Annotated in this window: 19 protein-coding genes; 8 read left to right on the forward strand and 11 right to left on the reverse strand. The window is 74.8% G+C overall.

Annotation, left to right across the window (positions count from 1 at the left end; genetic code table 11):
- Window positions 1-408 precede the first annotated feature (408 nt).
- Complete coding sequence (locus tag IEX99_RS06190; protein WP_188899145.1) at window positions 409-1,818, forward strand: sodium:proton antiporter; 1,410 nt, start codon at window positions 409-411, stop codon at window positions 1,816-1,818.
- Between the two features lie 16 nt (window positions 1,819-1,834).
- Window positions 1,835-2,755 carry a methylisocitrate lyase gene (prpB, locus tag IEX99_RS06195; protein ID WP_188899146.1) on the forward strand — a complete coding sequence of 307 codons (921 nt, stop codon included), beginning with the start codon at window positions 1,835-1,837 and terminating at the stop codon, window positions 2,753-2,755.
- 49 nt (window positions 2,756-2,804) lie between these two features.
- Here the strand turns inward: prpB and IEX99_RS06200 are convergent, their stop codons facing one another.
- From IEX99_RS06200 to recG, 8 genes are all read right to left on the reverse strand, one after another.
- A complete protein-coding gene (locus IEX99_RS06200; protein WP_188899147.1) occupies window positions 2,805-3,122 on the reverse strand; it encodes a hypothetical protein in 318 nt (105 codons plus the stop codon).
- A 141-nt stretch (window positions 3,123-3,263) separates the two neighbouring features.
- Window positions 3,264-4,277: a Bug family tripartite tricarboxylate transporter substrate binding protein gene (locus IEX99_RS06205; RefSeq protein ID WP_188899148.1), complete on the reverse strand. Its 1,014-nt coding sequence runs from the start codon at window positions 4,275-4,277 to the stop codon at window positions 3,264-3,266.
- Window positions 4,278-4,372: 95 nt separating this feature from the next.
- Window positions 4,373-4,807, reverse strand: a complete 435-nt coding sequence (locus IEX99_RS06210) for an NUDIX hydrolase (protein ID WP_188899149.1) — start codon at window positions 4,805-4,807, stop codon at window positions 4,373-4,375.
- Complete coding sequence (locus IEX99_RS06215; protein ID WP_188899150.1) at window positions 4,804-5,895, reverse strand: DUF4340 domain-containing protein; 1,092 nt, start codon at window positions 5,893-5,895, stop codon at window positions 4,804-4,806. Before IEX99_RS06215 ends, IEX99_RS06210 begins: the two co-directional genes overlap by 4 nt.
- 16 nt (window positions 5,896-5,911) lie before the next feature.
- On the reverse strand, window positions 5,912-7,882 hold the full coding sequence (locus IEX99_RS06220) for a GldG family protein (protein WP_188899151.1): 1,971 nt from the start codon (window positions 7,880-7,882) through the stop codon (window positions 5,912-5,914).
- A 6-nt stretch (window positions 7,883-7,888) separates the two neighbouring features.
- Window positions 7,889-8,620: an ABC transporter permease gene (locus tag IEX99_RS06225; protein ID WP_188899152.1), complete on the reverse strand. Its 732-nt coding sequence runs from the start codon at window positions 8,618-8,620 to the stop codon at window positions 7,889-7,891.
- 1 nt (window position 8,621) lies between these two features.
- Window positions 8,622-9,383, reverse strand: a complete 762-nt coding sequence (locus IEX99_RS06230) for an ABC transporter ATP-binding protein (RefSeq protein WP_188899153.1) — start codon at window positions 9,381-9,383, stop codon at window positions 8,622-8,624.
- A gap of 137 nt (window positions 9,384-9,520) precedes the next feature.
- Window positions 9,521-11,665: an ATP-dependent DNA helicase RecG gene (recG, locus tag IEX99_RS06235; RefSeq protein ID WP_188899154.1), complete on the reverse strand. Its 2,145-nt coding sequence runs from the start codon at window positions 11,663-11,665 to the stop codon at window positions 9,521-9,523.
- Window positions 11,666-11,702: 37 nt separating this feature from the next.
- Between recG and IEX99_RS06240 the strand changes: the two genes are divergently transcribed.
- On the forward strand, window positions 11,703-11,987 hold the full coding sequence (locus tag IEX99_RS06240; protein ID WP_229677842.1) for an FAD assembly factor SdhE: 285 nt from the start codon (window positions 11,703-11,705) through the stop codon (window positions 11,985-11,987).
- Window positions 11,984-15,433, forward strand: coding sequence for a transcription-repair coupling factor (gene mfd / locus IEX99_RS06245; RefSeq protein WP_188899156.1), 3,450 nt, complete (start codon window positions 11,984-11,986; stop codon window positions 15,431-15,433). Before IEX99_RS06240 ends, mfd begins: the two co-directional genes overlap by 4 nt.
- Before the next feature lie 590 nt (window positions 15,434-16,023).
- Here mfd and IEX99_RS06250 read toward each other — a convergent pair.
- The gene (locus IEX99_RS06250) at window positions 16,024-16,683 is read right to left on the reverse strand and encodes a DsbA family oxidoreductase (RefSeq protein WP_229677843.1); all 660 of its coding nucleotides are present in this window, start codon (window positions 16,681-16,683) and stop codon (window positions 16,024-16,026) included.
- 232 nt (window positions 16,684-16,915) lie between these two features.
- Between IEX99_RS06250 and IEX99_RS06255 the strand changes: the two genes are divergently transcribed.
- From IEX99_RS06255 to IEX99_RS06265, 3 genes are all read left to right on the forward strand, one after another.
- Complete coding sequence (locus IEX99_RS06255) at window positions 16,916-17,965, forward strand: amino acid ABC transporter substrate-binding protein (protein WP_188899158.1); 1,050 nt, start codon at window positions 16,916-16,918, stop codon at window positions 17,963-17,965.
- An 89-nt stretch (window positions 17,966-18,054) separates the two neighbouring features.
- Window positions 18,055-19,656, forward strand: coding sequence for an ABC transporter substrate-binding protein (locus IEX99_RS06260; protein ID WP_188899159.1), 1,602 nt, complete (start codon window positions 18,055-18,057; stop codon window positions 19,654-19,656).
- Between the two features lie 105 nt (window positions 19,657-19,761).
- A complete protein-coding gene (locus IEX99_RS06265; RefSeq protein WP_188899160.1) occupies window positions 19,762-21,057 on the forward strand; it encodes an ArgE/DapE family deacylase in 1,296 nt (431 codons plus the stop codon).
- 149 nt (window positions 21,058-21,206) lie between these two features.
- Here IEX99_RS06265 and IEX99_RS06270 read toward each other — a convergent pair whose 3' ends face one another.
- Together IEX99_RS06270 and IEX99_RS06275 are read right to left on the reverse strand one after the other, a co-directional pair.
- Window positions 21,207-21,458, reverse strand: coding sequence for a hypothetical protein (locus IEX99_RS06270; protein WP_188899161.1), 252 nt, complete (start codon window positions 21,456-21,458; stop codon window positions 21,207-21,209).
- Window positions 21,459-22,064: 606 nt separating this feature from the next.
- A complete protein-coding gene (locus tag IEX99_RS06275; RefSeq protein WP_188899162.1) occupies window positions 22,065-22,295 on the reverse strand; it encodes a hypothetical protein in 231 nt (76 codons plus the stop codon).
- A gap of 502 nt (window positions 22,296-22,797) precedes the next feature.
- Between IEX99_RS06275 and clpP the strand changes: the two genes are divergently transcribed.
- Window positions 22,798-23,457, forward strand: coding sequence for an ATP-dependent Clp endopeptidase proteolytic subunit ClpP (gene clpP / locus IEX99_RS06280; protein WP_188899163.1), 660 nt, complete (start codon window positions 22,798-22,800; stop codon window positions 23,455-23,457).
- The last annotated feature ends 154 nt before the right edge of the window (window positions 23,458-23,611 follow it).

Below are 23,611 nucleotides of genomic sequence, written 5' to 3' on the forward strand. Positions count from 1 at the left end.
CTCGGCCGCAAGGTCCCCGCCAGGGCCGGGTCGTGGACCGGCAGGCCGCTGCCCCTCCATGATCGGCGGCAGCACGCCGGACCAGGCGGGCGCGCGACCGTCGCCGGCGAAAGGCTCCGATCAAGACCGGCGCGGCGCCCGCGGGGTCGGAAGCCCGGCTACGCGAGGATGCGATCGCGCAGCCGCCCGCCGATCGCAACCGGCAGCCGCTCCGGCGCGGGGCTTCGCCGGACTCGGCTGCGTCGCGGACCCTGCCGCCGGCGGTCGACGATGCGCGGGGACCGGTCCCCGGCGCGCCGCCGGCCGCCGCGGCGCGGCCCGCGCGGCGGCGGTGCACTCGTGACGCTGCCGATCTTGGTGTAGGAGGGCCGGACGGGGCCCGATCCCGCTCCGGAGAACCGCGCAGGGATGTACTTCGCCGTGCTCGCGGCGGCCTCGTTGCCGCTTCTGGTCGCATCGCCCGCGCTCGGGGCGGAGACGGCCGCCGCGCATGGGGGCGGGCTGTCGCCCCTCTGGGGCCTCCCCTTCCTCGGCGTGCTGCTCTCGATCGCGCTGATGCCGCTCGCGGCGGGGCGGGTCTGGCACCACCATTACGGGAAGATCTCCGCCGGCTGGGCGGCGCTGTTCCTCGTGCCCTACGCCCTGGCGTTCGGGCCCGAGGCAGCGTGGGAGGAATTCGCCCACGTCCTGGTGCAGGAATACCTGCCGTTCCTTGCCCTGCTGCTCGCGCTCTACACCACGGGCGGGGGTGTCCTGCTGCGCGGCACGCTGGTCGGCACCCCGGCGGTCAACACCGCGCTGCTCGCCGCCGGCACGGCGCTGGCGAGCGTGATGGGCACGACCGGGGCCTCGATGGTGCTGATCCGGCCCGTGCTGCGAGCGAACGCGTTCCGGCGGCGCAAGACCCACACCTTCGTCTTCTTCATCTTCCTCGTCAGCAACATCGGCGGGAGCCTGACGCCGCTCGGCGACCCCCCGCTCTATCTCGGCTTCCTCAAGGGGGTCGCGTTCTTCTGGCCGACCACGCACCTGTTCGACAAGTTCCTGTTCTGCGCGGCGCTGCTGCTGGCGGCGCACCACGCGCTGGACCGCCTTGCCTGGGCGCGGGAGCGCCCGGTGCCCCCGCCGCGCAGCGCGGCGCGCGAGGCGCTGCGCGTCGAAGGCTGGCTGAACGTCGCACTGCTCGGCGCCGTGCTGGCGGTGGTGCTCGGCATGGGGGTGGCGCCGCTCCGCGAGGTCTCGGTGCTGGGGCAGCCGATCGGGCTCGAGCGGCTGCTCGGCATGGCTGCCTTCCTCGCCATCACGCTGCTCTCGGTGCGCCTCACGCCGGCCCGACTGCGCGAGCAGAACGGATTCTCCTGGGGGGCGATGGCGGAAGTGGCGAAGCTCTTCGCCGCCATCTTCGTGACCATGGCGCCGGTGCTCGCCATCCTGCGCGCGGGGCGCGAGGGGGCGGCCGCGGGCCTCGTCGCCCTGACCTCGACGCCGGAAGGCCAGCCCATCCCGGCGACCTACTTCTGGCTGACGGGGGCGCTCTCCTCCTTCCTCGATAACGCGCCGACCTACCTAGTGTTCTTCAACCTGGCGGGCGGCGACCCGGCCCGGCTGATGACGCAGGGCGCGCCGACCCTGGCTGCCATCTCGTGCGGCGCGGTGTTCATGGGGGCCAACAGCTACATCGGCAACGCGCCGAACTTCATGGTCAAGGCGATCGTCGAGGAGCAGGGGGTGCGGATGCCCTCGTTCTTCGGCTATTGCGCCTGGGCCGCGGCGGTGCTGATCCCGCTCTTCGTCCTCCTCACCCTGCTGTTCTTCTGATTCGGAGCCTCGCGCCATGCCCTACGTGATCGCCGACGACCTGCCGACCGAGCCCGCCGGGGTGCGCTTCCGCAAGCTGCTGGACCGGCCCGAGATCCTGCGGATGCCCGGCGCGCATCTCGGCATCGCCGCGCTGCTCGCCAGGCGCGCGGGGTTCGAGGCGCTCTACATGTCCGGCGCGGCGATGAGCGCGACGATGGGGCTGCCGGACCTCGGCATGATCACGGTGGACGACGTGGCGTGGCACATCCGCCAGGTGGTGCGCGCCTCCGGCCTGCCGGTGCTGGTGGACGGCGACACCGGCTACGGCGAGGCGCTGAACGTGATGCACATGGTCCGCGCCTTCGAGGAGGCGGGGGCGGCGGCGGTGCACCTCGAGGACCAGCTCCTGCCCAAGAAGTGCGGGCACCTGAACGACAAGAAGCTGGCGAGCGCGGACGACATGGCCGCCAAGGTGGCGGCGGCGCGCAGGGCGCGGCGGCACCTCTACATCATCGCCCGCACCGACGCGGCGGCGAGCGAGGGGCTGGACGGCGCGGTGGCGCGCGCGCGGCGCTACCTCGAGGCCGGGGCGGACGCGATCTTCCCGGAGGCGCTGACCAGCGCGGAGATGTTCCGCGAGTTCGCCCGCCGCATGCCGGGCGTGAAGCTGCTCGCCAACATGACCGAGTTCGGCCGCACGCCCTTCTTCACCGCCGCGGAGTTCCAGGAGATGGGCTACGCGATGGTGATCTGGCCGGTCAGCCACCTGCGCGTCGCCGCCAAGGCGATGGAGGAGCTCTACGCCGCCATCCGGCGCGACGGCGGGACGCACAACATGGTCGGCCGCATGCAGACCCGCGCCGAGCTCTACGAGACGATCGGCTACCACGCCTACGAGGCGCTGGACGCGAGCCTGATCCGGACGGTGGTGCCGGAGGGGATGCCGCAGCGCTGAGCCGTGCCCGGCCGGCGGCGCCGCGCGCCGCCGGTGCCGGGGCGCCGGCTCAGCCGGACGGGGGGCCGCGCCGCGGCGCGGGGCCCTGACGGCCGGCGTGAGGACCGCGGCGCTCGTGGATCGTCAGCACTTCGCCGCGCTGACCAGGCGTCATGGAGTCCCAGCGCTGGCGGATCGCCGCCTCGTCGAGATCGGGGGTGCCGGCGCGGAAGGCGGCGGTCACGCGGTCCTTGGCGCCGGGGGGCAGGGCGTCGAAGTTCCGCCCCAGCACCTCCTCATGGCGCGCACCGCGCCTGGTCGCCGGCTGGGCGACGGCAGCGGCGGGCGCGGCCGCCAGGACGAGGCCGAGCAGAAGGCGTCTGTGCATGGTCAACCATCCTTTCCCCGCGCCGCCCGGGGCGCGCGGGCGGGGCATGATAGCCGGTCGGCGCGCCCGGTGGCGCGCCGTCGGATCAATCCTGCTCGCGCAATGGCGGCGCCGGCCGGGGGCCGGAGGAGGTGGCGCCGGTCAGTCGAGCCGCGCGCCCGAGATCTCCACGAGGCGCCGCCACTTCGGGGTTTCCGCCTCGATCAGCCGCCGGAGCGCCGCCGGGCTCTCGCTCACCACGGTGCCGTAGCCGAGCGGGCGCAGGCGCTCGACGAAGCCCGGCTCCGCCGCCACCGCCTTCAGCGCGCGTTCGAGCCGCGCCACCACCGGCTCCGGCGTCCCGGGCGCGGTCATGATGGCGTTCCAGGTGACGACCGAATGATCGCCGAGGCCGAGGTCGGCGAATTCCTTCATCCCGGGCACGTCCGGCAGGCTCGGCACGCGCTCCGCGCTGCTGACGGCGAGCGCCTTGAACCTCCCGCTCTGCACATGCGGCACCAGCGCCGGCATCACGTCGAACATCATGTCGATCGTGCCGGAGAGCAGGTCCTGGATCGCCGGGCCGCCGCCGCGGTAGGGCACGTGCAGGATGCGCGCGCCGGTCAGGTGGTTGATCGCCGCGATGTTCAGGTGGCTCGAGGTGCCGGTGCCGGAGGAGCCCATCCTGACCTGCTCCGGGTTCTCCCGCGACCAGGCGATGAGCGCGCGGAAGTCGGTCCAGCCCCGGCGGCGCGCCGTGTCCGCGTTGACCACGCAGAGCAGCGAGCCGTCGGTGATCTGCGTCACCGGCGTCAGGTCCTTCTGCGGGTCGAAGGGCATGCGGCTGTGGAGGAACGGAAAGGCGCAGAGCGTGGTGACGCCGATGATGCCAATCGTCGTGCCGTCCGGCGCCGCCTTCGCCACCGCGTCGGCGCCGAGCATCCCGCCCGCGCCGGCCCGGTTCTCCACCACCACCGTCTGGCCGCCGAGCTGGGCCGGCAGCCGGTCGGCGAGGAGGCGGCCGAGGATGTCGATCGCACCGCCCGGCGGGAAGGGGACGATGATGCGCACGGTGCGGCCGCCCGCGATCGGCTGGGCGCGAGCGCCTTCGGCGGCAAGGCCGGCGAGCAGCGGCGCGGCGGCGGTGCGCAGGAGGATGCGGCGGCGAGCCGGCATGGTAGCGCTCCTTCAGGATCGCGGCGAGCCTGCCCGGGCGGCCGGGGCGGACGCAAGGGGCGGCAGAGCCGGCGGCACGCCGCCGGCCGGCCGGCTCACGCCGCGACGCGCCGGCGCGCCTCGGCGATCACCCGGAGCGCCGCTTCGGTCAGCTCGTAGCGGGGAAGGTCCGCGGGCGTCGCCCAGGCGACCTCGGTGACGTCGCCGCCGGCACGCACCTCACCGGAGAGCCAGCGGGCGCAGTAGTCGATGATGGTGTAGTGGAAGCGGATGGCGCCCTGCTCGTCGCGGCTGATGCCGTCCACCACGGCCAGCAGGTCGAGCGGGCCGACCTCGATGCCGGTCTCCTCGCGCAATTCCCGCCGCGCCGCGTCCTCGGCCCGCTCGCCGAGCCGCTGCGCGCCTCCCGGGAGCGACCAGGACCCGTCCCGCGGCGGCTTGCCGCGGCGAACCAGGAGAACGGCGTCGCCGCGGAAGGCGACGACGCCGATGCCGACCCAGGGCCGGTCCGGGTATTCGCGCCGGCTCACTGCGGGGCCGCGGCGGGCGGCGGTGGCGCGTCGGGGGAGGGTGCGGCGGGCGCCTCGCGCGCCTCCGCATCCCCTGGCGTGGCGGCGGCCGCCTCCTGGCGGCGAAGGTCGTCGAGCCGCGGCACGAAGGCCTTCTCCTTCCACTGGCCGACCTGGTAGGCCCAGCCGCGCCAGCGCGCGTTGAACCGCGCCGCCTCGTCGTCGCCCTCGGCCGAGAGGCGGATCCAGATCAGCTCGCCCGCCTTGTGCAGGCGCACGGTGACGGCGAGGTTGTCGGTGAACTCGAAGCGTGCCTCGCCGAGCGGCTCGCCCGGGATCTCGGCCTCCGGCTTCACCTCGAGGAAGGTGAGGAACTCGAAGCCGCGCGCCACCTCGTCGAGACTGGTCTCGTCGAGGGCGGGGTGCTCCTGGGGCCGGGTCATCTCCAGCTTCGCGTCGGGATCGCCGGCGCGGGCCAGGACCAGCTCGGGCTCCCCGGCGCGGCGGACCACGACCCGGCGCACGCGGTCGTGCGGCAGGTTGGCGAGGTCGCGGTCGATCCAGAGCTGCGGGTCCGCGTCGACCGGGATGCGGCCCTCGGCGAGCCAGGCCTGGGTCTCGTTCGGGCGGCGCACATAGGCGCTCTCCGGCACGTTGCCCTGGGTGCGCACGCGGCGGCGGCCCACGATCAGCTCGGCGATCGCGTTGTCCTGCCGGTCCAGGATGCGCAGCAGGGAGGAGGTGGCGGCCGGCCGCGCCGGGTCCTCGAGGCCGAGCCGGTCGAGGAGCTCCTCGTTGGCGGTGCGCGGCTCGGCGAGGCGGAGCTCGGTCAGGCCGGCCAGCAGCTCGCGCACGCGCTGAGGGCGGACCGGGTAGTTGGACTTCTCGGGCAGCACCCAGGTCTCGCCCTGGCGGACGATGCGCAGCACGCCGTCGTGGCGCCGCACCTCGATCGCGGCGGCGTCCTGCAGGCGCTGGGCGAGGCCCGGGAAGGCGAGGGCGCTGCGCGAGGGCTCCGGCGGCGAGGTCGGCTCCGGAGTGAGGAGGATGGCGGCGCCGACGGCCGCGGCCGCCGTGCCGCCGAGGATGACGAGATGACGTCGCTTCATCGCCCCGGTCCCCGCTTCACGCCCGCGCCGCCGCGCGGCGGCGGGCGCGCACCACGCCGAGGAAGATCGCGAACAGGGTCAGGAGCGCAGGGACGAGCGCGATGTTCACCGCGCGCAGCCAGCTCTCCAGCCCCTCGATGTCGCGCCGCAGCTCGAGCTGCACGGCGCGCAGCTCCTGGCGGATGCGCACGATCTCCTCGCGCGCGCGGTCGATCTCCGCACGCTGCTCGGGGGTGATGACGGCGCCGGTCTGCCCCGCCTGGGCACCCCCGGAGGGGCCCTGGCGCAGCTCGCGCAGCCGACGCTCGGTTTGCTCGAGGGTCTGCTGCAACTCGCGCTCGCGGGCGCGGAACTTGCGGTCGGCCTCGCGGCGGATGTCCTCGACCAGGGTGAAGGGGCGCAGCGACTCGCCGCGCGAGCGCAGCGAGATCAGCGCGTCGCCGCCGGCCAGCGTGTCCGCGACGTTGGCGACGAAAGCGCCGTTGTCGGAGATGGGCGTGGCGATCTGCTGGCCGAAGAAGTCCTGGATGCGGACCCAGAAGCGGTCCTCGAGGATGTCGGCGTCGCCGACGACGACGAGGTTGGCCGGGCCCTCGGTCCGGGCGCGGTGCGCGGGGAGGTCGGCGGGGCGCTCCTGGCCCTCGGGCGGGGGCGGCGGGCCGTCCGGGAAGGCCGAGGCGAGCTCGCCGCGCACCCGCGCCGCGATCACGCGGCGCTGCCCGTCGGGCCGGAATTCGGCGAGGATCCGGCTGGGGCTGGGATCCTGGCGGACGCGCTCCGCGTCCACCACCATGCTGCGGTCGCTGCTGGTGAGGAGCGGTGTGAACTCGATCCGCGCACCCTCGCGCGGGCGCACCTCGCCGGCGGAGGCGACGGTGACCTGGCTGAGATCGCCGGTGGCGACGTCGCTACGGTTCAGCGAGTCGCCCTGGAGGTTGTACCAGGCGACGTAGTCCACCGCCTGCACCCGGTCCTGCGGGCTGGCGCGCACCCGCCAGGCGCCGCGCAGGTCGAGCACCACCTTGTCCGAGGGCGCCTCGACGCCCCAGGCGTTGAGCAGCCGGTCGAGCGAGGAGGCGGTGGAGGCGGGCGGGCGGCCCAGCGGGGCGCGGCTCGCCTGGCTCTCGGAGTGCGGATCGGTGAGCGCGAACAGCTTGCCGCCGCGCATGACGAACTGGTCGATCGCGTAGAGCGCGGCGTCCGACAGGTCCTGCGCGTGCGCGACGATGAGGACCTGCACCTCGTCCTCGATCCGCTGCACATCGAGCGGGATCTCGCGCACGGTGAAGAACTGGCGGAGCTGCTGCACCACCGCGAAGGGCTGGCCGGCGCCGCCGCCGCCCAGGCGCATCATCATCGCCCGCGGGTCGCCGTTGAGCGGCAGCGAGGACATCAGGCCGAGCACCGGGCGGCGCGGGTTGGACAGCTCGAACACGATCCGGGTCAGGTCGTACTCCAGGAACCGCTCGCGCTCCGGCTGGAAGAAGGGGATGGTGCGCTCGTCGTCGAGCAGGTTGGTGCCGGCGAGGCCGAAATAGACCTGCTCCCCGGACTGGTCGAGCGGCACGCCCTGCAGGCCGAAGGCGAGGGCGCGGTCCTCGGTCTCGCTGAACGGCTCGGGGTCGTGGAATTCCAGCCGGACCTTGCCGCCGGAGACGGCGGCGTATTCCTGGAGCATCTCGCGCACCCGGTCGGCGTAGGCGCCGTAGATCGGCAACTGCGCGCCGAGCTTGCGCGAGTAGAACAGCCGCAGCGTCACCGGGTCCTGCAGGTTGGCGAGGACCTGGCGCGTGCCCTCGCTCAGCGTGTAGAGCCGCTGCTCGGTGAGGTCCAGGCGCGCGCGCGGCAGCAGCCGGTCCACCAGCATGTTGACGCCGATGGCGAGCACGGCGGCGGCGAGCAGGGCGAAGGCGGAGGACCAGCCCCGGCGCGCGGCGGGCCGCGGGGCGGGGCGGGCGGCGGTGTCGGGGGTGGTGGCGGCGCTCATGGGGGATCAGTCCGCCTTGCGGTGGTCCACGGCCACCGCGTTCGCGAACAGCCAGAAGGCGATGAAGCTGGCGAAGAACACGAGGTCGCGCAGCGCGATCACGCCGCGCTGGAAGCCGGCGAAGCGCTCCGTCACCGAGAACTGGCGCGCGACCTCGGCGAGCGCCGGGATGCGCTGCGAGAGGAACTCCGTCACCACCGGGCTGCCGGCCGCGGCGAAGACGAAGCAGACGGCGACGGCGAGGACGAAGGCGATCACCTGGTTCTTGGTCAGCGCCGAGAGCGCCGCCCCGACCGCGAGGTAGGCGCCGGCGACGAGCAGGCAGCCGCCATAGCCCGTGAGGATCACGCCGTTGTCCGGGTCGCCCAGCACGTTCACCGTGATCCAGAGCGGGAAGGTGAGGGCGAGGGCGATGGCGCAGAACGCCCAGGCGGCGAGGAACTTGCCGAGCACCGCCTGCCACTGCGCGATCGGCAGCGTCAGCAGCAGCTCGATCGTGCCGAGACGGCGCTCCTCGGCCCAGAGGCGCATGGTGATCGCGGGGACGAGGAACAGGAACAGCCAGGGGACGAAGTTGAAGAAGGGCTGCAGGTCGGCCTGGTTGCGCGCGAAGAAGCCGCCGAGGGTGAAGGTGATCGCCCCGGACAGGACCAGGAAGATGACGATGAAGACATAGGCGACGGGGGTGGCGAAGTAGCCCGTCAGCTCCCGCCGCGCGACGGCGAGCGTGGCGCCCATGCTAGGCGGCCTCCGTGGCGGCGAGTTCCGGTTCGCGGGCGCCGCCCGGGCCGAGGGTGAGCTCGCGGAACACCTCGTCCAGCGTCATGCCCGGCGCCTCCAGGGCGCGCGGCGTCGCGTCCACGACGACGCGGCCGCGGGCGATGATGACGGCGCGGGTGCAGACGGCGGCCACCTCCTCGAGGATGTGGGTGGAGATGACGATCGCCTTCTCCGGCGCCATGCTGCGGATCAGTTCGCGCACCTCGTGCTTCTGGTTGGGGTCGAGGCCGTCGGTCGGCTCGTCCATCACCAGCGCCGGCGGGTCGTGCAGCAGCGCCTGGGCGAGGCCGACGCGGCGCTTGAAGCCCTTGGAGAGCGTCTCGATCGGCTGCAGGCGCACGCCTTCGAGCGCCGTCAGGCGCATCGCGCGGGCGACGCGGTCCCTGGCCTCGCCGCCGCGATAGCCGCGCACGCGCGCGACGAAGCCGAGGAAGCCGGCGACGGTCATCTCGGGATAGGTGGGCGCGCCCTCCGGCAGGTAGCCGAGGCAGCGCTTCACCGCGACCGGCTCGTCCGTCACGTCGTGGCCGCAGACGCGCGCGGTGCCGGCGCTCGGCGTGACGAAGCCGGCGAGCATCTTCATCGTCGTGGACTTCCCGGCGCCGTTCGGGCCGAGGAAGCCGACGACCTCGCCGCGGTCCACGGTGAAGGAGACGTCGTCCACGGCGGTGAAGCTGCCGAAGCGCTTGGTGAGGCGCTCGATCTCGATCAGGGCGGGCACGGCGCGGTCCCCCTGGGTCACTCCCCCGTCGGGCGCCGGATTTACATTGGCGTGAGGGCATTGCAACCCCCCGCTCCGGCGCCGCGACGGCCTGCGGCCGCAACGACTCGCCGCGCGGCACGGCCGGCGACGAGGGGTCAGCCCGCGTGCAGCGTCTCCATCGCCGCCTCCCTGCCGAACAGCGCGAGCAGCAGCCGGGCAGCCCGGCCGCGCTCCGAGGCGAGCCGCGGGTCCTTCTCCAGCAGCAGCTCCGCGTCCTGGTGGGCCATGCGGATCAGCCCCTCGTGCTCCACCGGGTCGGCGAGGCGGAAGCCGGGCAGTCCGGACTGGCGCGTCCCCAGCGCCTCGCCGGCGCCGCGCAGGCGGAAGTCGGCGTCGGCGATCGCGAAGCCGTCCTCGGTGTCGCGCAGGATCAGCAGCCGCTCGCGCGCGGCGTGGCCGAGGCCCTCGTCGTAGAGCAGCAGGCAGTGGCTCGCCGCCGCGCCCCGCCCGACGCGGCCGCGGAGCTGGTGGAGCTGGGCGAGGCCGAAGCGCTCGGCGTGCTCGATCACCATCACGGTCGCCTCGGGCACGTCCACGCCGACCTCGATCACCGTGGTGGCGACGAGGATGCGCGTGCGCCCGGCGGCGAAGTCGCCGAGCGCGGCCTCGCGCGCCTCCGTCTCCAGCCGGCCGTGGGCGAGGCCGACGCGCGCGCCGAAGCGCGCGCGCAGCTCCGCGGCCCGGGTCTCGGCGGCGGCGATGTCGCTCGCCTCGCTCTCGGCGACGTGCGGGCAGACCCAGTAGATGCGCGCGCCGCGGTCGAGGGCGCGGGCGATCGCCTCGACCACCTCGGGGAGCTGGCGCAGGCCGTGCAGCGTGGTGCGCACCGGCTGCCGCCCGGCGGGCTTGCCGGTGAGGCGGCTGACCGCCATCTCGCCCCACTGCGTCAGCAGCAGCGTGCGCGGGATCGGCGTCGCGGTCATCACCAGCATGTCGGCCTGGCTGCCCTTGCCGGCGAGCATCAGCCGCTGGGCGACGCCGAAGCGGTGCTGCTCGTCCACCACGGCGAGGCCGAGGTCGCGGAACTCCACGCTCTCCTGGAACAGCGCGTGGGTGCCGACGACGAGCGGGATCGCGCCCTCCGCGAGCCCGGCCAGCACCCGCCGGCGCTGCGCCCCCTTGACGCTGCCGGTCAGCAGCTCGACGCGGACCCCGGCGGGCAGGCAGAGGCGCGCGAGGGTGCGCAGGTGCTGGCGCGCCAGGATCTCGGTCGGCGCCATCAGCGCCGCCTGGGCGCCGGCCTCCACCGCCCGCAGCATCGCCAGCGCCGCGACCAGCGTCTTGCCCGAGCCGACGTCGCCCTGCAGCAGGCGCAGCATCCGCGTCGGCGCGGCGAGGTCGGCGTCTATCTCGGCGACCGCCTGCGCCTGGCTCGGCGTCAGGGGCTGGCCGAAGGCGGCGAGGGCCCGGGCGCGCAGCGCGCCGTCGCCGGCCAGCGCCCGGCCCGGCCGCGCGCGCACGCGCCGGCGCACCAGGCCGAGGGCGAGCTGGCCGGCGAGCAGCTCGTCGTAGGCGAGGCGGCGGCGCGGCCTCTCCGGCAGCGGGCCGTCGGGCGCCTGGAGGGCGCGGATCGCCGCGGCGAAGCCGGGCCAGCCCTCCCGCCGCAGGAGGGCGGGGTCGTGCCACTCCGGCAGCTCCGGCAGGCGGTCCAGCGCGGCGCGGATGGCGGCGGCGAGGCGGCCCTGGCTCAGATCGCGCACCAGCGGCCAGACCGGCTCGGCGAGCGGCAGCGACGCCTCCTGCGCGGCCGAGAGCGGGTTCAGCATGGCGAAGCCCGCGCCCTCCGGCATCACCCTGCCGGCGAAGTAGCGGACCTGCCCGACCGGCAGCTTCTCCTTGAGCCAGGCGAGGCGGCCGTTGATGTAGCGGATCGTCAGCGGGCGCCCGGCAGCGGTGGTCTTGGCTTCCACATAGGGCCGGCCCGTGCGCGCCACGGCGGCGCGCAGCGCGCGGACGGTGGCGGAGAGGATGACCTCGGCCTCGGCCGGCGCCTCCGCCGGGTCCTCGATGCGCCGGCGCAACACCACCCGCTCCGGCAGGTGGAACAGCAGGTCGAGCACGCGGTCGCCGCCCGCCGCCTCGGCGATCAGCCGCGCCAGGCCGGGCCCGACGCCGCGCAGCTCGGTCAGCGGCGCGAGCAGCGGGCCGAGCGCCTCCGCCCCGGGCGCCGCCGCCTGCGATTCCGCCAGGGCGGGCGCTGCTGCCGCCCCCCGGCCGCGTCGGGCTGACAGGATTCCCATGGGGCTCTATATGCCAGCCCGAGCCCGATCCGCCGACATGCCCGACACTACCGAACTCGACGCCCGCCGCCGCCGCCTGCTGTTCCGCGCCCGCCACCGCGGCACCAAGGAGGCCGACCTGCTGATCGGCGGCTTCGTGGCCCGCTGCATCGCCACCCTCTCCGACTCGGAGCTCGACGAGCTCGAGGCGGTGCTGGAACACCCGGACGTGGACCTCGCCGACTGGCTCTCCGGCCGCCGCCCCGTGCCGGCCGACCGCGACTCGCCCATGCTGCGCCGGATGGCGGCGGAGGTCGCGGGGCGGGGGATGGCGGGCGGATGAGCGCCGGCCTGACCGTCCACGGCGCGCCCGAGGGCTACGACGCCCTGCTGATCGCCCGCCGCCGCGCCGAGACCGAGGCGCCGGTCCTGCATGTCTGCCGCGACGACGCGCGCATGGCCCGCGTCGCGGAGGCGCTCGGCTTCTGGGCGCCCGAGATCGAGGTGCTGCGCTTCCCGGCCTGGGACTGCCTGGCCTACGACCGCGTCTCGCCGAACCCGGGGATCGTGGCGGAGCGCGTCGCCACCCTGACGCGGCTGCTGGAGCCCGCGGGGGAGAGGCCGCGCGTCGTCGTCACCACGGTCAACGCGCTCGTGCAGAAGGTGCCGCCGCGCGAGGTCTTCCGCGGCGCGACGATGCAGCTCCGCAAGGGCGGCCGCGTCCAGCCGGAGCGGCTGCTCGCCTTCCTCGAGGCCAACGGCTACGGCCGCGCCGGCACCGTCATGGAGCCCGGCGAGTACGCCGTGCGCGGCGGCATCATCGACATCTTCCCGGCCGGCGAGCCCGATCCCGTCCGCCTCGACCTGTTCGGCGACGAGATCGAGAGCCTGCGCCGCTTCGACACCGGCACCCAGCGCAGCGGCAAGGCGCTGGAGGAGCTCTGGCTGCGCCCCGTGGGCGAGGTGTTCCTCGACCCGGAGAGCATCGCCCGCTTCCGCACCGGCTACGTGGACCTGTTCGGCGCGGCGGCGACCGAGGACCCGCTCTACGTCTCGGTCAGCGCCGGGCGGAAGCATCCCGGGATGGAGCACTGGGCCGGGCTGTTCCACGCGCACATGGAGACGCTGCTCGACTACCTGCCGGGGGCGAGCGTCAGCCTCGACCACCAGGCGGAGGAGGTGCTGGCGGCGCGGCTCGAGATGATCGCCGACCACTACGAGGCGCGCCGCGCGCCGGTGCGGATCGGCGAGGGCGAGGTGCCCTACCGTCCGGCGCCGCCGGATCGGCTCTACCTCGACCGCGCGGGCTGGGAGGCGATGCTCGCCGGCGGGCCGCTGCTGAAGTTCACGCCCTACGCCCGGCCCGAGGGCGCCGAGGGGATGGACGCCGGCGGGCGGCCGGGCCCGCTGTTCACCGACATCCGCGCCGCCGGCCGGAACGTGTTCGCGGCCTATGCGGAGCACGCGCAGGCGGCGGTGCGGGCGAAGCGCCGCCCGATCGTCGCCGCCTGGACGCGCGGCTCGCGCGACCGGCTCGGCAACCTGCTGCGCGAGAACGGGGTCGCCGCGACCAATGTGGACGACTGGAAGGCGGCGCGCGCGCTGCCCGAGGGGGTCGTCGCGCTGATCGTCCTCGGCCTGGAGCGCGGCTTCACCGCGCCGGGCCTGTCGGTCGTGGGCGAGCAGGACCTGCTCGGCGAGCGCCTCGCCCGCCCGCCGCGCCGGCGCCGGCGCGCCGACCAGTTCATCGCCGATGCCACCGAGATCGCCGAGGGCGACCTCGTCGTGCACCAGGACCACGGCATCGGCCGCTACGAGGGCCTGGAGACGATCGAGGTCAACGGCGCGCCGCACGACTGCCTGCGCATCCTCTACGACGGCGGCGACAAGCTCTTCGTCCCGGTCGAGAACATCGAGGTGCTGTCGCGCTTCGGCTCCGACACCGCGGGGGTGGCGCTCGACAAGCTCGGCGGCGTCTCCTGGCAGCACCGCAAGGCGCGGGCCCGGCAGCGCATCCGGGACATGGCCGCGGCGCTGATCCGCGTCGCCGCCGAGCGGAGGATGAAGGAGGGCCTGCTCGCCGCGCCGCCGGCGGGCCCGTGGGACGAGTTCTGCGCCCGCTTCCCCTTCGCCGAGACCGAGGACCAGCAGCGCGCCATCGCCGACGTGCTGGAGGACCTCGCCGCCGGCCGGCCGATGGACCGGCTGGTCTGCGGCGATGTCGGCTTCGGCAAGACCGAGGTGGCGCTGCGCGCCGCCTTCGTGGTGGCGATGGCCGGGGCGCAGGTGGCGGTGATCGTGCCGACGACGCTGCTCGCGCGCCAGCACTACCGCACCTTCGCCGCGCGCTTCGAGGGCTTCCCGCTCAAGGTCGCGCAGCTCTCGCGCCTGGTCTCGGCGAAGGAGGCGGCGGCGGTGCGGGCGGGCCTCAAGGACGGCTCGGTGAACATCGTCGTCGGCACCCACGCGCTGCTCGCCAAGGGGGTCGAGTTCGCCAACCTCGGCCTGCTGATCGTGGACGAGGAGCAGCACTTCGGCGTCGCGCACAAGGAGAAGCTGAAGGCGCTGAAGAGCGACGTGCACGTGCTGACGCTGACCGCGACCCCGATCCCGCGCACGCTGCAGCTCGCGCTGACCGGCGTGCGGGAGATGAGCGTGATCGCGACCCCGCCCGTGGACCGCCTCGCCGTGCGCACCTTCATCATGCCCTGGGACGGGGTGGTGCTGCGCGAGGCGATCCAGCGCGAGCGGTTCCGCGGCGGCCAGGTGTTCTGCGTCGTCCCGCGCATCGAGGACCTCGAGACGACCGCCGTGCGGCTGCGCGAGATCGTGCCGGAGGCGCGGCTGGTGACCGCGCACGGCCGGCTCGCCGCGACCGAGCTCGAGCGCGTGATGACCGAGTTCGGCGACGGCAAGCACGACATCCTGCTCTCGACCAACATCATCGAGAGCGGGCTCGACATGCCGGCGGTGAACACGCTGATCGTGCACCGCGCCGATCTGTTCGGGCTGGCGCAGCTCTACCAGCTCCGCGGCCGGGTCGGGCGCGGCAAGCTGCGCGGCTACGCCTACCTCACCTGGCCGCAGGGGCACCGCCTCTCGCCCGCGGCCGAGAAGCGGCTCGAGGTGATGCAGACGCTCGACAACCTCGGCGCCGGCTTCACCCTGGCGAGCCACGACCTCGACATCCGCGGCGCCGGCAACCTGCTCGGCGAGGAGCAGTCCGGCCACATCCGCGAGGTCGGCATCGAGCTCTACCAGCAGATGCTCGAGGAGGCGGTGGCGGAGCTGCGCGCGGGGCAGGGGCGGCGCGCCGAAACGGAGCGCGACTTCACGCCGCAGATCAACCTCGGCCTGCCGGTGCTGATCCCGGAGGATTACGTGCCGGACCTGCCGGTGCGCCTCGGCCTCTACCGCCGCATCGGCGCCCTCGACTCCGACAAGGAGGCGGACGCGATGGCGGCGGAGCTCGCCGACCGCTTCGGCCCGCTGCCGGAGGAGGTGGAGAACCTGCTCGCCGTCGTCTCGATCAAGCGGCTCTGCCGCGAGGCGGGGGTGGAGAAGCTGGACGCCGGGCCGAAGGGGATCGTCATCAGCTTCCGCCGCAACCGGTTCGCCAATCCGGGCGGGCTGATCGCCTGGGTGCAGGCGCAGAAGGGCCAGGTGAAGCTGCGTCCGGACCACAAGCTCGCGGTGGTGCGCGAGATGGACCTGGCGAAGCGGGTGAAGGCGGCGCGGGACCTGCTCGCCGCGCTGACGCGCGTGGCGCGGCAGGCGCGGGCGGCCTAGTCGGCCTGCGGGACGTCCCGGTCGGCGGGCGTCGCCTCAGCTGTTCGCCGCGGCCGCCCGCAATGCCGCCAATGCCCGCCGGCCGGGGTCGCGCGCTCCGGATACCCGGTCGAAGCCGCCGCGCAGCGCCTCCCGGACGGCGCGTTCCGCCTCGATCTTGCGGTTCGCGCGCGCTGGCGCGCCGCAGCAGCGGGACGGGCGGACACCAGCCCTGCAGGGAAGGCTGCAGCAGGAACCCGCCGCCCGCAGCGGGGAGGAGGGCGCAGCGCCGGTCCACCGCCAGCGCCAGGATCGCGCCGGCGCAGGCGAGGAAGCCGCATTCGCCTCGATGACGCGCCCCGTGTCCAACTCGCGATCGGGCGCCGCGAGCCGGTTCCGCACCCCGCTCGGGGAGGTCTCGCGGCCTTTGCGGCCCGCCGGCGGTGTGCTCGGCGATCTCGCCGTTGACGTGCGCAGCGGTGCTGTGCGCGGAGCGCTCCGGGGTGGCGGGCAGGAGGGGCGTCGGGGGGCTTCCTGCCGGCTGGGCACCGCCTCGCCGGCCGCAACGCGCCGGCGGCCGGGCGGGGTCCGCGCCCGCCGGCGGGGCCGGCTCACTCCTCCACCAGTGCCACGTCGAGCAGCCGCTCCAGCACCTCGGGCTCCTGCGCGCCGGCGATGGCGTTGCGGCCGCCGATGACGAAGCAGGGCACGCCGTTGATGCCGAGCCGGTGCGCGCGGAGGTTGTCGGCGTGCACCTGCTCCGCCTCCGCCCCCGTGGCGAGGTGGCGGCGCGCGGCAAAGGCGTCCAGCCCGACCGCGGATGCGATCGCGGTCAGGGTGTCGTGGTCGCCGATGTCGGCGCCCTCGGCGAAGTAGGCGAGGAACAGGGCGTCCACCAGCGCGTCCGCCAGCCCCTCGCGCGCGGCGAGGCGGACCAGGCGGTGTGCGTCCAGGCTCTGCGGCACGCGGCGGATGCGGTCGAACCGGAAGGGCACGCCCTCGGCGCGGCCGAGCTCGGCGATGGTGGCGTGCAGGCGCCGGGCGCGCTCCTCGCCGCCGAACTTGCGCACGAAGTAGTCCTGCCGCGGCACGCCTTCCCGCGCCATGTCGGGGTTCAGCAGGAAGGGCCGCCAGTGGATCTCGGCGAGGACGTCCGGGCGCGCGCGCAGCGCGCGGCGCAGCCGCCGCGTGCCGAGGAAGCACCAAGGGCAGACCAGGTCGAAGACGACCTCGATCGGCAGACGCGCGCGGGGCGGGGAGAGCAGGTTCACGGTGGCGCATCCTATCCGGCCGGCGAGGCGGCGGCCAACGCCCAATCGGATCGCCCCGGGGCGCGCCGCCGCATCAGGCGCTTGCCCGCGCGCGCCGGCCGCCGGCAGGATCCCAACTCGCGCCGCGCGCCGGACGGGTCGGTCGCCCCGGCCGGCCGCAGGCGTGACGGGCGCGCCGACCCTATCGAGAAGCCAGCCGCCCGAGGGAGTCAGAACGTCGAAGGAGGATCGCATGGCCCGGGCCCGTCGCCGCCGCCGTTGGTCCGGCCTTCTCGCCGGTGCCGCGGCCATGCTGCTCGCCTTCGCGGCGGCGCCGCCGGCCGGGACGCAGACGGCCGCCGACACGCTCGGCGCCGTCCGCGCGCGCGGCATCCTGAACTGCGGCGTCGCGCCGTCCACCGCCGGCTTCGCCCAGCCGGACAGCCGCGGGGTCTGGCGGGGCATCGACGTGGATTTCTGCCGCGCGCTCGCTGCGGCGGTGCTCGGGGATGCGGACAAGGTCCGCTTCGCCCCCTCCACGCCGCAGCAGCGATTCGCCATGCTGCAGTCGGGCGAGATCGACGTCCTGATCCGCCAGACCACCTGGACGCTCACGCGCGAGGCGCCGCTCGGCCTCGCCTTCGCCGGAACGAAATTCCACGGCGGCCAGGGCTCCCCGGTGAACCGCGCCTCCGGCATCGCCTCGGCCCGCCAGCTCGACGGCGCGACGGTCTGCGCGCAGCCGGGGACGACGACCGAGCCCGACCTCGCCGACGACTTCCGCGCCAACAACATGCGCTTCACGCCGGTGGCGATCGAGACGGCGGAGGAGATCCGCGCCGCCTGCGTCGCCGGGCACTGCGACGTGTACCCGACCGGCGCCTCGGCGCTCGCCTCCTTCCGCGCCATCCAGGAAGAGAACGCGGAGCGCTGCGCGCTGCTGCCCGAGATCATCTCCAAGGAGCTGCTCGGCCCGGCGGTGCGCAGGGGCGACTGGCGCTGGTTCGACATCGTGCGCTGGACCTACTTCACCCTGCCGACGGCGGAGGATCTCGGCACCACCAGCCAGGACCTGGACGGATTCGCCGACAGCCGGAACCCCGAGGTCCAGCGGTTCATGGGGCGCAGCGGCGGCCTCGGGCGCTCGCCCGGGTTCGGGAACGACTTCGCGGTGCGGATCGGCCGCCAGCTCGGCAGTTGCGGGGAGGTGTCGGAGAGCAACATCGCCCCGCTCGGCATCCAGCGCGGCATCAACGACCTCTGGACCCGCGGCGGGCTGCACCACGTGCCGCCGATGCGCTGATCGGGGGGCGGGGGCGCGGTCCGCCGCGGCGCCGCGCGCCCGCCCGACGGCCATGGCCGCGCGCAGGGATCGAAGGGAGAGCAAGAGAAGTGACGAGCAGGAGCAGGCGGCTCGGCGCCGCCTTCGCGTGCGCCGCCTTCGGCGCCGCGTGCCTCGCCGCCGGCGCGGCGGCGCAGACGCCGCGCACCCTGACCATCGGCGCGCAGACGCCGCCCAGCGCGATGGACCCGCACTACCACAACACCACCAACAACAACATGGTGCTGCGGGGCCAGATCTTCGAGGCGCTGTTCGATCTGGACACGAGGGCGCGGCGCCATCCGCGCCTCGCCGAGAGCCTCACCCCGCTCGACGACCTGACCTGGGAGGTGAAGGTCCGCCAGGGCGTGCGCTTCCACGACGGCACGCCCTTCGAGGCGGACGACATCGCCTTCACCTTCGCCCGCGTCCCCACCGTGCCGAACAGCCCGGCGCTCTTCACCCCCGCGGTGCGCACCATCGCCGCGGTCGAGGTGGTGGACCCGGGGACGGTGCGCCTCCGGCTGCGCGAGCCGAATCCGCTGCTGCCCTGGGACATGACCGGGCCGGTGATCCTCTCCCGCCGCGTGCACGGGCCCGGCTGGCCCTCGACGGCGGAGTTCAACTCCGGCCGCCTCGCCATCGGCACGGGGCCCTACCGCTTCGTCTCCTTCACCCACAACGAGCGCGTCGAGCTCGCGCGCAACCCGACCTACTGGGGCCCGGCCGAGCCCTGGGAGCGCGTGGTGTACCGCTACATCCCGCAGGCCGGATCGCGCGTCGCCGCGCTGCTGACCGGCGAGGTGGACCTCATCGACTACGTCCCGGTGCAGGACATCCCGCGGCTCGAGCGCGACGCGCGCTTCGCCCTGTTCTCCGTGGACAGCGTCACCTTCGTCTACCTGTTCCCCGATTCGATGCGCGACACCTCGCCGCAGGTGTCCGACAAGCAGGGCCGGCCGCTGCCGCGCAACCCGCTCGCCGACCGCCGCGTGCGCGAGGCGCTGTCGCTCGCGATCAACCGCGAGGCCATCGCGGAGCGGCTCTACCAGGGCCAGGCGCGGGCGGCCGACCAGTTCGCCGCGCCGGTCGCGGAGCACCGCGTGCCGAACCTGCCGCCGCTGCCGCACGACCCGGCGCGGGCGCGGGCGCTGCTCGCCGAGGCGGGCTACCCGAACGGCTTCCGCCTCACCATCCACGGGCCGAACGGGTTCTTCCCGCTCGACGACAGCCTGCTCCAGGCGATCGCGCAGGCCTTCACGCGCATCGGCATCGAGACCCAGGTGCAGGCGCTGCCGCCGGCCAACCTGTTCACGCGGGCGACGAACCGCGAGTTCTCGCTGTTCATGACCTATTTCAGCTCCTACCTGACGATCAATCCGCTGCGCAACGTGGTGATGACGCAGAACCGGGAGCTCGGCTTCGGACCCTTCAACCGCCAGCGCTACTCGAACCCGGCGGTGGACGAGCCGGCGCGGCAGGCGCTGACGACGATGGACGAGGAGCGGCGGGAGGCGCTGACGCAGCAGGCGGCGCGCGCGCTGCTCGAGGACAAGGGCGTGCTGCCCGTCATCTTCCTGCGCAACACCTGGGCCGGGCGGCGCGACCGCGTGGTGTACGACCCGAGCCCGATCAACCACACCGCCGCGATCCACGCCCGGCCGGCGGAGTAGCGGCTCGCGCCTTGACGCGCGCCCGCGCGCGGGGCGAGGCTCTGGCGCCGACGGACGCCGCGCCCCGGCGCGCGGCATCCGTCCGCCGGAGGGACCACGCCCCGCATGCCCGATCCCGCCCTGCTCGCGCGGCTCTCCGCCGCGGTGGACGCCAATTTCGACGCCGAGGTGGCGTTCCTCGCCGATCTCGTCCGCTTCCCCTCGACGCGCGGGAACGAGGCGCCGCTGCAGGACTGGCTGGCGCGGCAGTTCGCCGCGCGCGGCTACGCCGTGGACCGCTACACCCTCGCCGAGGTGCCGCTCGCGGCGCACCCGAAGGCGAGCCCGATGGTGGACGCCCGCGCCGACGCCTCCGTGCAGGTGGTGGCGACCCATCGCGCGCGGGACCCGGCCGGGCGCAGCCTGATCCTCCAGGGCCACATTGACGTGGTGCCGGAAGGCCCGGCCGCGATGTGGACCCATCCGCCCTACGCCGCCACGATCCGCGACGGCTGGCTCTACGGGCGCGGCGCCGGCGACATGAAGGCCGGCGTCGCGGCGATGGTGTTCGCGCTGGACGCGATCCGCGCCGCCGGGCTCGAGCCCGCCGCCGACCTGCACCTGCAGACCGTCACCGAGGAGGAGAGCACCGGCAACGGCGCGCTCTCCACCCTGCTGCGCGGCTACCGCGCCGACGCGGTGCTGATCCCGGAGCCCACCGGCGGCGCCATCACCCGCTGCCACACCGGCACGCTCTGGTTCCGCCTGCGCGTGCGCGGCGTGCCGGTGCATGTCGCCGTGGCGCAGACCGGGACCAACGCGATCCTCTCGGCGCTGCGCCTGATCCAGGCGCTGCAGCGCTACACCGCCGCGCTGAACCGCGCGGCGAAGGCGCATCCCTGGTACCGGGACGTGCCCGATCCGATCAAGTTCAATCCCGGCATCATCCGCGGCGGCGACTGGGCCAGCAGCACGCCCGCCTGGTGCGAGGTGGACTGCCGCATCGGCCTCCTCCCCGGCACCGAGGTTGCGGAGGCGCGCCGCGGCGTCGAGCGCTGCATCGCCGAGGCGGCGCGGGACGACGCCTTCCTCGCCAACAACCCGCCGCGGATCGAGTGGCACGGCTTCCTCGCCGACGGCTACGTGCTCGAGCCGGGCAGCGAGGCGGAGCGCGTCCTCGCCGCGGCGCACGCCCCGGTCTTCGGCGCGCCGATGGAGGAGCGGCGCAGCACGGCGGTGAACGACACGCGCTTCTACGGCCTCTACTTCGGCATCCCGGGCCTCTGCTACGGGCCGCGGGGCGAGGGGGCCCATGCCTTCGACGAGCGCGCCGACCTTGCGCATCTGAGGAAGACGACGCTCGTCCTCGCCGCCTTCATCGCCGACTGGTGCGGGCTGCGGCCGGCGCGCGGCGCGGGGTGACGCATGGCCGCCCACCCCGGGCGGGGTTCGCCGTTCGGCGGACCGCGGCCGCCCGGCGATCCGTGTGGCGGCCCGCGTCGGCCGGGCGGCGGCGACGTCGGAGAGCGCATGGCCGGGGATCCCGCCGCGGCGCCTCCTCCCCGCCGTGCTCAGGCGTCGTCACGGCCGCGGCGCGGGTCGCCGCGATCCCGGCCGTTCCAGGCCTCGGTGCGCCGCCGGCCCCGCATGTCGCCGTGGTCGTCCTCGATCACGAGCGTGTCGACGCGGGTGCGGCGGCCGGCCGAGCAGTTCGAGGAGGAGTCCGAGGACTGGCTCCCGGCCATCGCCGTGGAACCGGCGAGGCTCGCGAGGGCGAGGCCGCCGAGGGCCGCGCCGAGGCCGTGCCGTCTGCCGTCGCTCATGGCCGATCCCGCAATCGCTCTTGTGTCCTGGCGGCGCAGTCTCGGCGCGCGGGCAGGCCGCCGTGCGGCCGAACGGTGGCGCGCCAATGGCATGGCGCCTCCGCCTGTCCGGCCGGACCGGACCTTGCGGCGGCGACCGCGGGGTGTCCGCCCCTCCGTCCGTGGAGATTCCGGCCGCCGGGCGAGGCGAGGGAGCGCAGCCGGGCCTGCGTTCCCGCCCGTCCGGGGCGCGTCCCCTCCGGATCGGCGAGGAGGCGGTCGCGCATCGCGAATCCCGGGTCCGCCCCGGCGCGTCGGCGCCGCGGGGGTCGGGCGCGTCGTCGCGGGGCGGGCGCCGGCGACCCGGCGGCCAACCGGGCCCGCAGGCCGGTTCCGGAAAGCCCTTGCCGATCCCCTATCCGCGCCGGCCGCCGCGGTGCCCTGGCATGGCCCGGCAGCCCGGTGGCGGCGCCGGTGCCACGACCCGTCGCCTCGGCTCCCTCCCATGCTCCCGCAGCGCGGCGGGGGCGCCAACGAAGGCGAGGAAGGCGGCGATGACAGCAGGATGCCGGCCAGGACCGGCAGCCAAGCGGTCATGGCGGGAGCGGCGGCCGGCATGGCGGGGGCCTACTCCGCGGGCGGCGGCACGACCGGCAGGGCCGGCGCGTAGGGCCCGATCCGCAAGATCTCGTTGCGCAGCAGGGCGACACGATGCGCCGGCGCGTGGCGGGTGGTGCCATCCGGCGCGCGGGCGACGACGTAGCGCCAGACGGTGATCCGGCCCTCGGCGACGAGCCGCCGGGCGATCCGCTCCACCTCGGGGCCGGTGCCGAAGCGGTCGAGTTCGGCGTCGGTCATTACCGATGACCGACGCCGACCGAAGGTGGCCTCGCTGCCGCCGTCGACGGCCTTGAAGAGGCGCCCGGCGTGGCGCGGGCGGGCTGGGCGCGGGCGAACCCGGCGGCCATCGCCGCGGCGGCGATCCCGCCCGCAGCCGCATGGCAGCCGGACGGGTGGCGGCGGAGGCGGCGGGTCCGGTCATGGGAGCGGCGCCCTTCGGGGCGCGGCCGGATCGGCGCGACGCGCGCCGCCGCCCCCCGCAGGATGCCGCCGCGCGGTTTCAGCCGTGTGTTGCGGGCCGCCGCCGGGGCATTGGCGGCGGCAGAGCGCAATGGCACATAGCCGCGGGGGGTACGGGCCGGCCGGCGGCGCCGCCGCCGATTCGGCGGGCGGGGCGGACGAGGCGAGGTCTTTTCTGGGGTCGCGTCTCCCCCCAAATCAGTGCGGCGCCCCCGGGAGAGCGCACGCGGTCCGTCGCGGACCGGCGAGCGGCCCCCGCCGGGGCAGGAAGGGACAGACGATGCGTGACCGCGACCCGGTCGAGATCTACTCCAATGCCCTCGTCCCCATGGTCGTCGAGCAGACCGCGCGGGGCGAGCGGGCCTTCGACATCTATTCGCGCCTGCTCAAGGAGCGGATCATCTTCCTCACCGGCCCGGTGTACGACCAGGTGTCGGCGCTGATCTGCGCCCAGTTGCTGTTCCTCGAGAGCGAGAATCCGAACAAGGACATCGCCTTCTACATCAACAGCCCGGGCGGGGTGGTGTCGGCGGGCCTGGCGATCTACGACACCATGCAATATATCCGCAGCCCGGTGAGCACGGTGTGCATCGGCCAGGCGGCCTCGATGGGCTCGCTGCTGCTGTGCGCCGGCGAGAAGGGCAAGCGCTACGCGCTGCCGAACGCCCGGATCATGGTCCACCAGCCCTCGGGCGGCGCCCAGGGCCAGGCGGCGGACATCGAGATCCAGGCGCGCGAGATCCTGTACCTGCGCAGGCGGCTGAACGAGATCTACGTCCGCCACACCGGCCAGCCGCTCGAGCTGATCGAGCGCAAGCTGGACCGCGACACCTTCATGTCCGCCGAGGAGGCGCGCGATTTCGGCCTGGTGGACCAGGTCGTCGAGCAGCGCCCGGCCGCCACGCCCCCCGAGAGCGGCGGCGGGATCCGGTCCTCCTGAGCGGCCCGGCGCGTCCGGGGCGTCCCGGGCGGGAAAGCGCGCCGGCCTGGTCCGGGCTATGAGACCGGGCGGCCACATCGCGCCCTCGCCGGCCGGCGGGCCGGGCGATCGGCTTTCCCCCGGGTGCCCGGGGGGCTACAGTCAGAGCTATGCC

The sequence above is a fragment of the Caldovatus sediminis genome (assembly GCF_014644455.1).
Classification (GTDB): domain Bacteria; phylum Pseudomonadota; class Alphaproteobacteria; order Acetobacterales; family Acetobacteraceae; genus Caldovatus; species Caldovatus sediminis.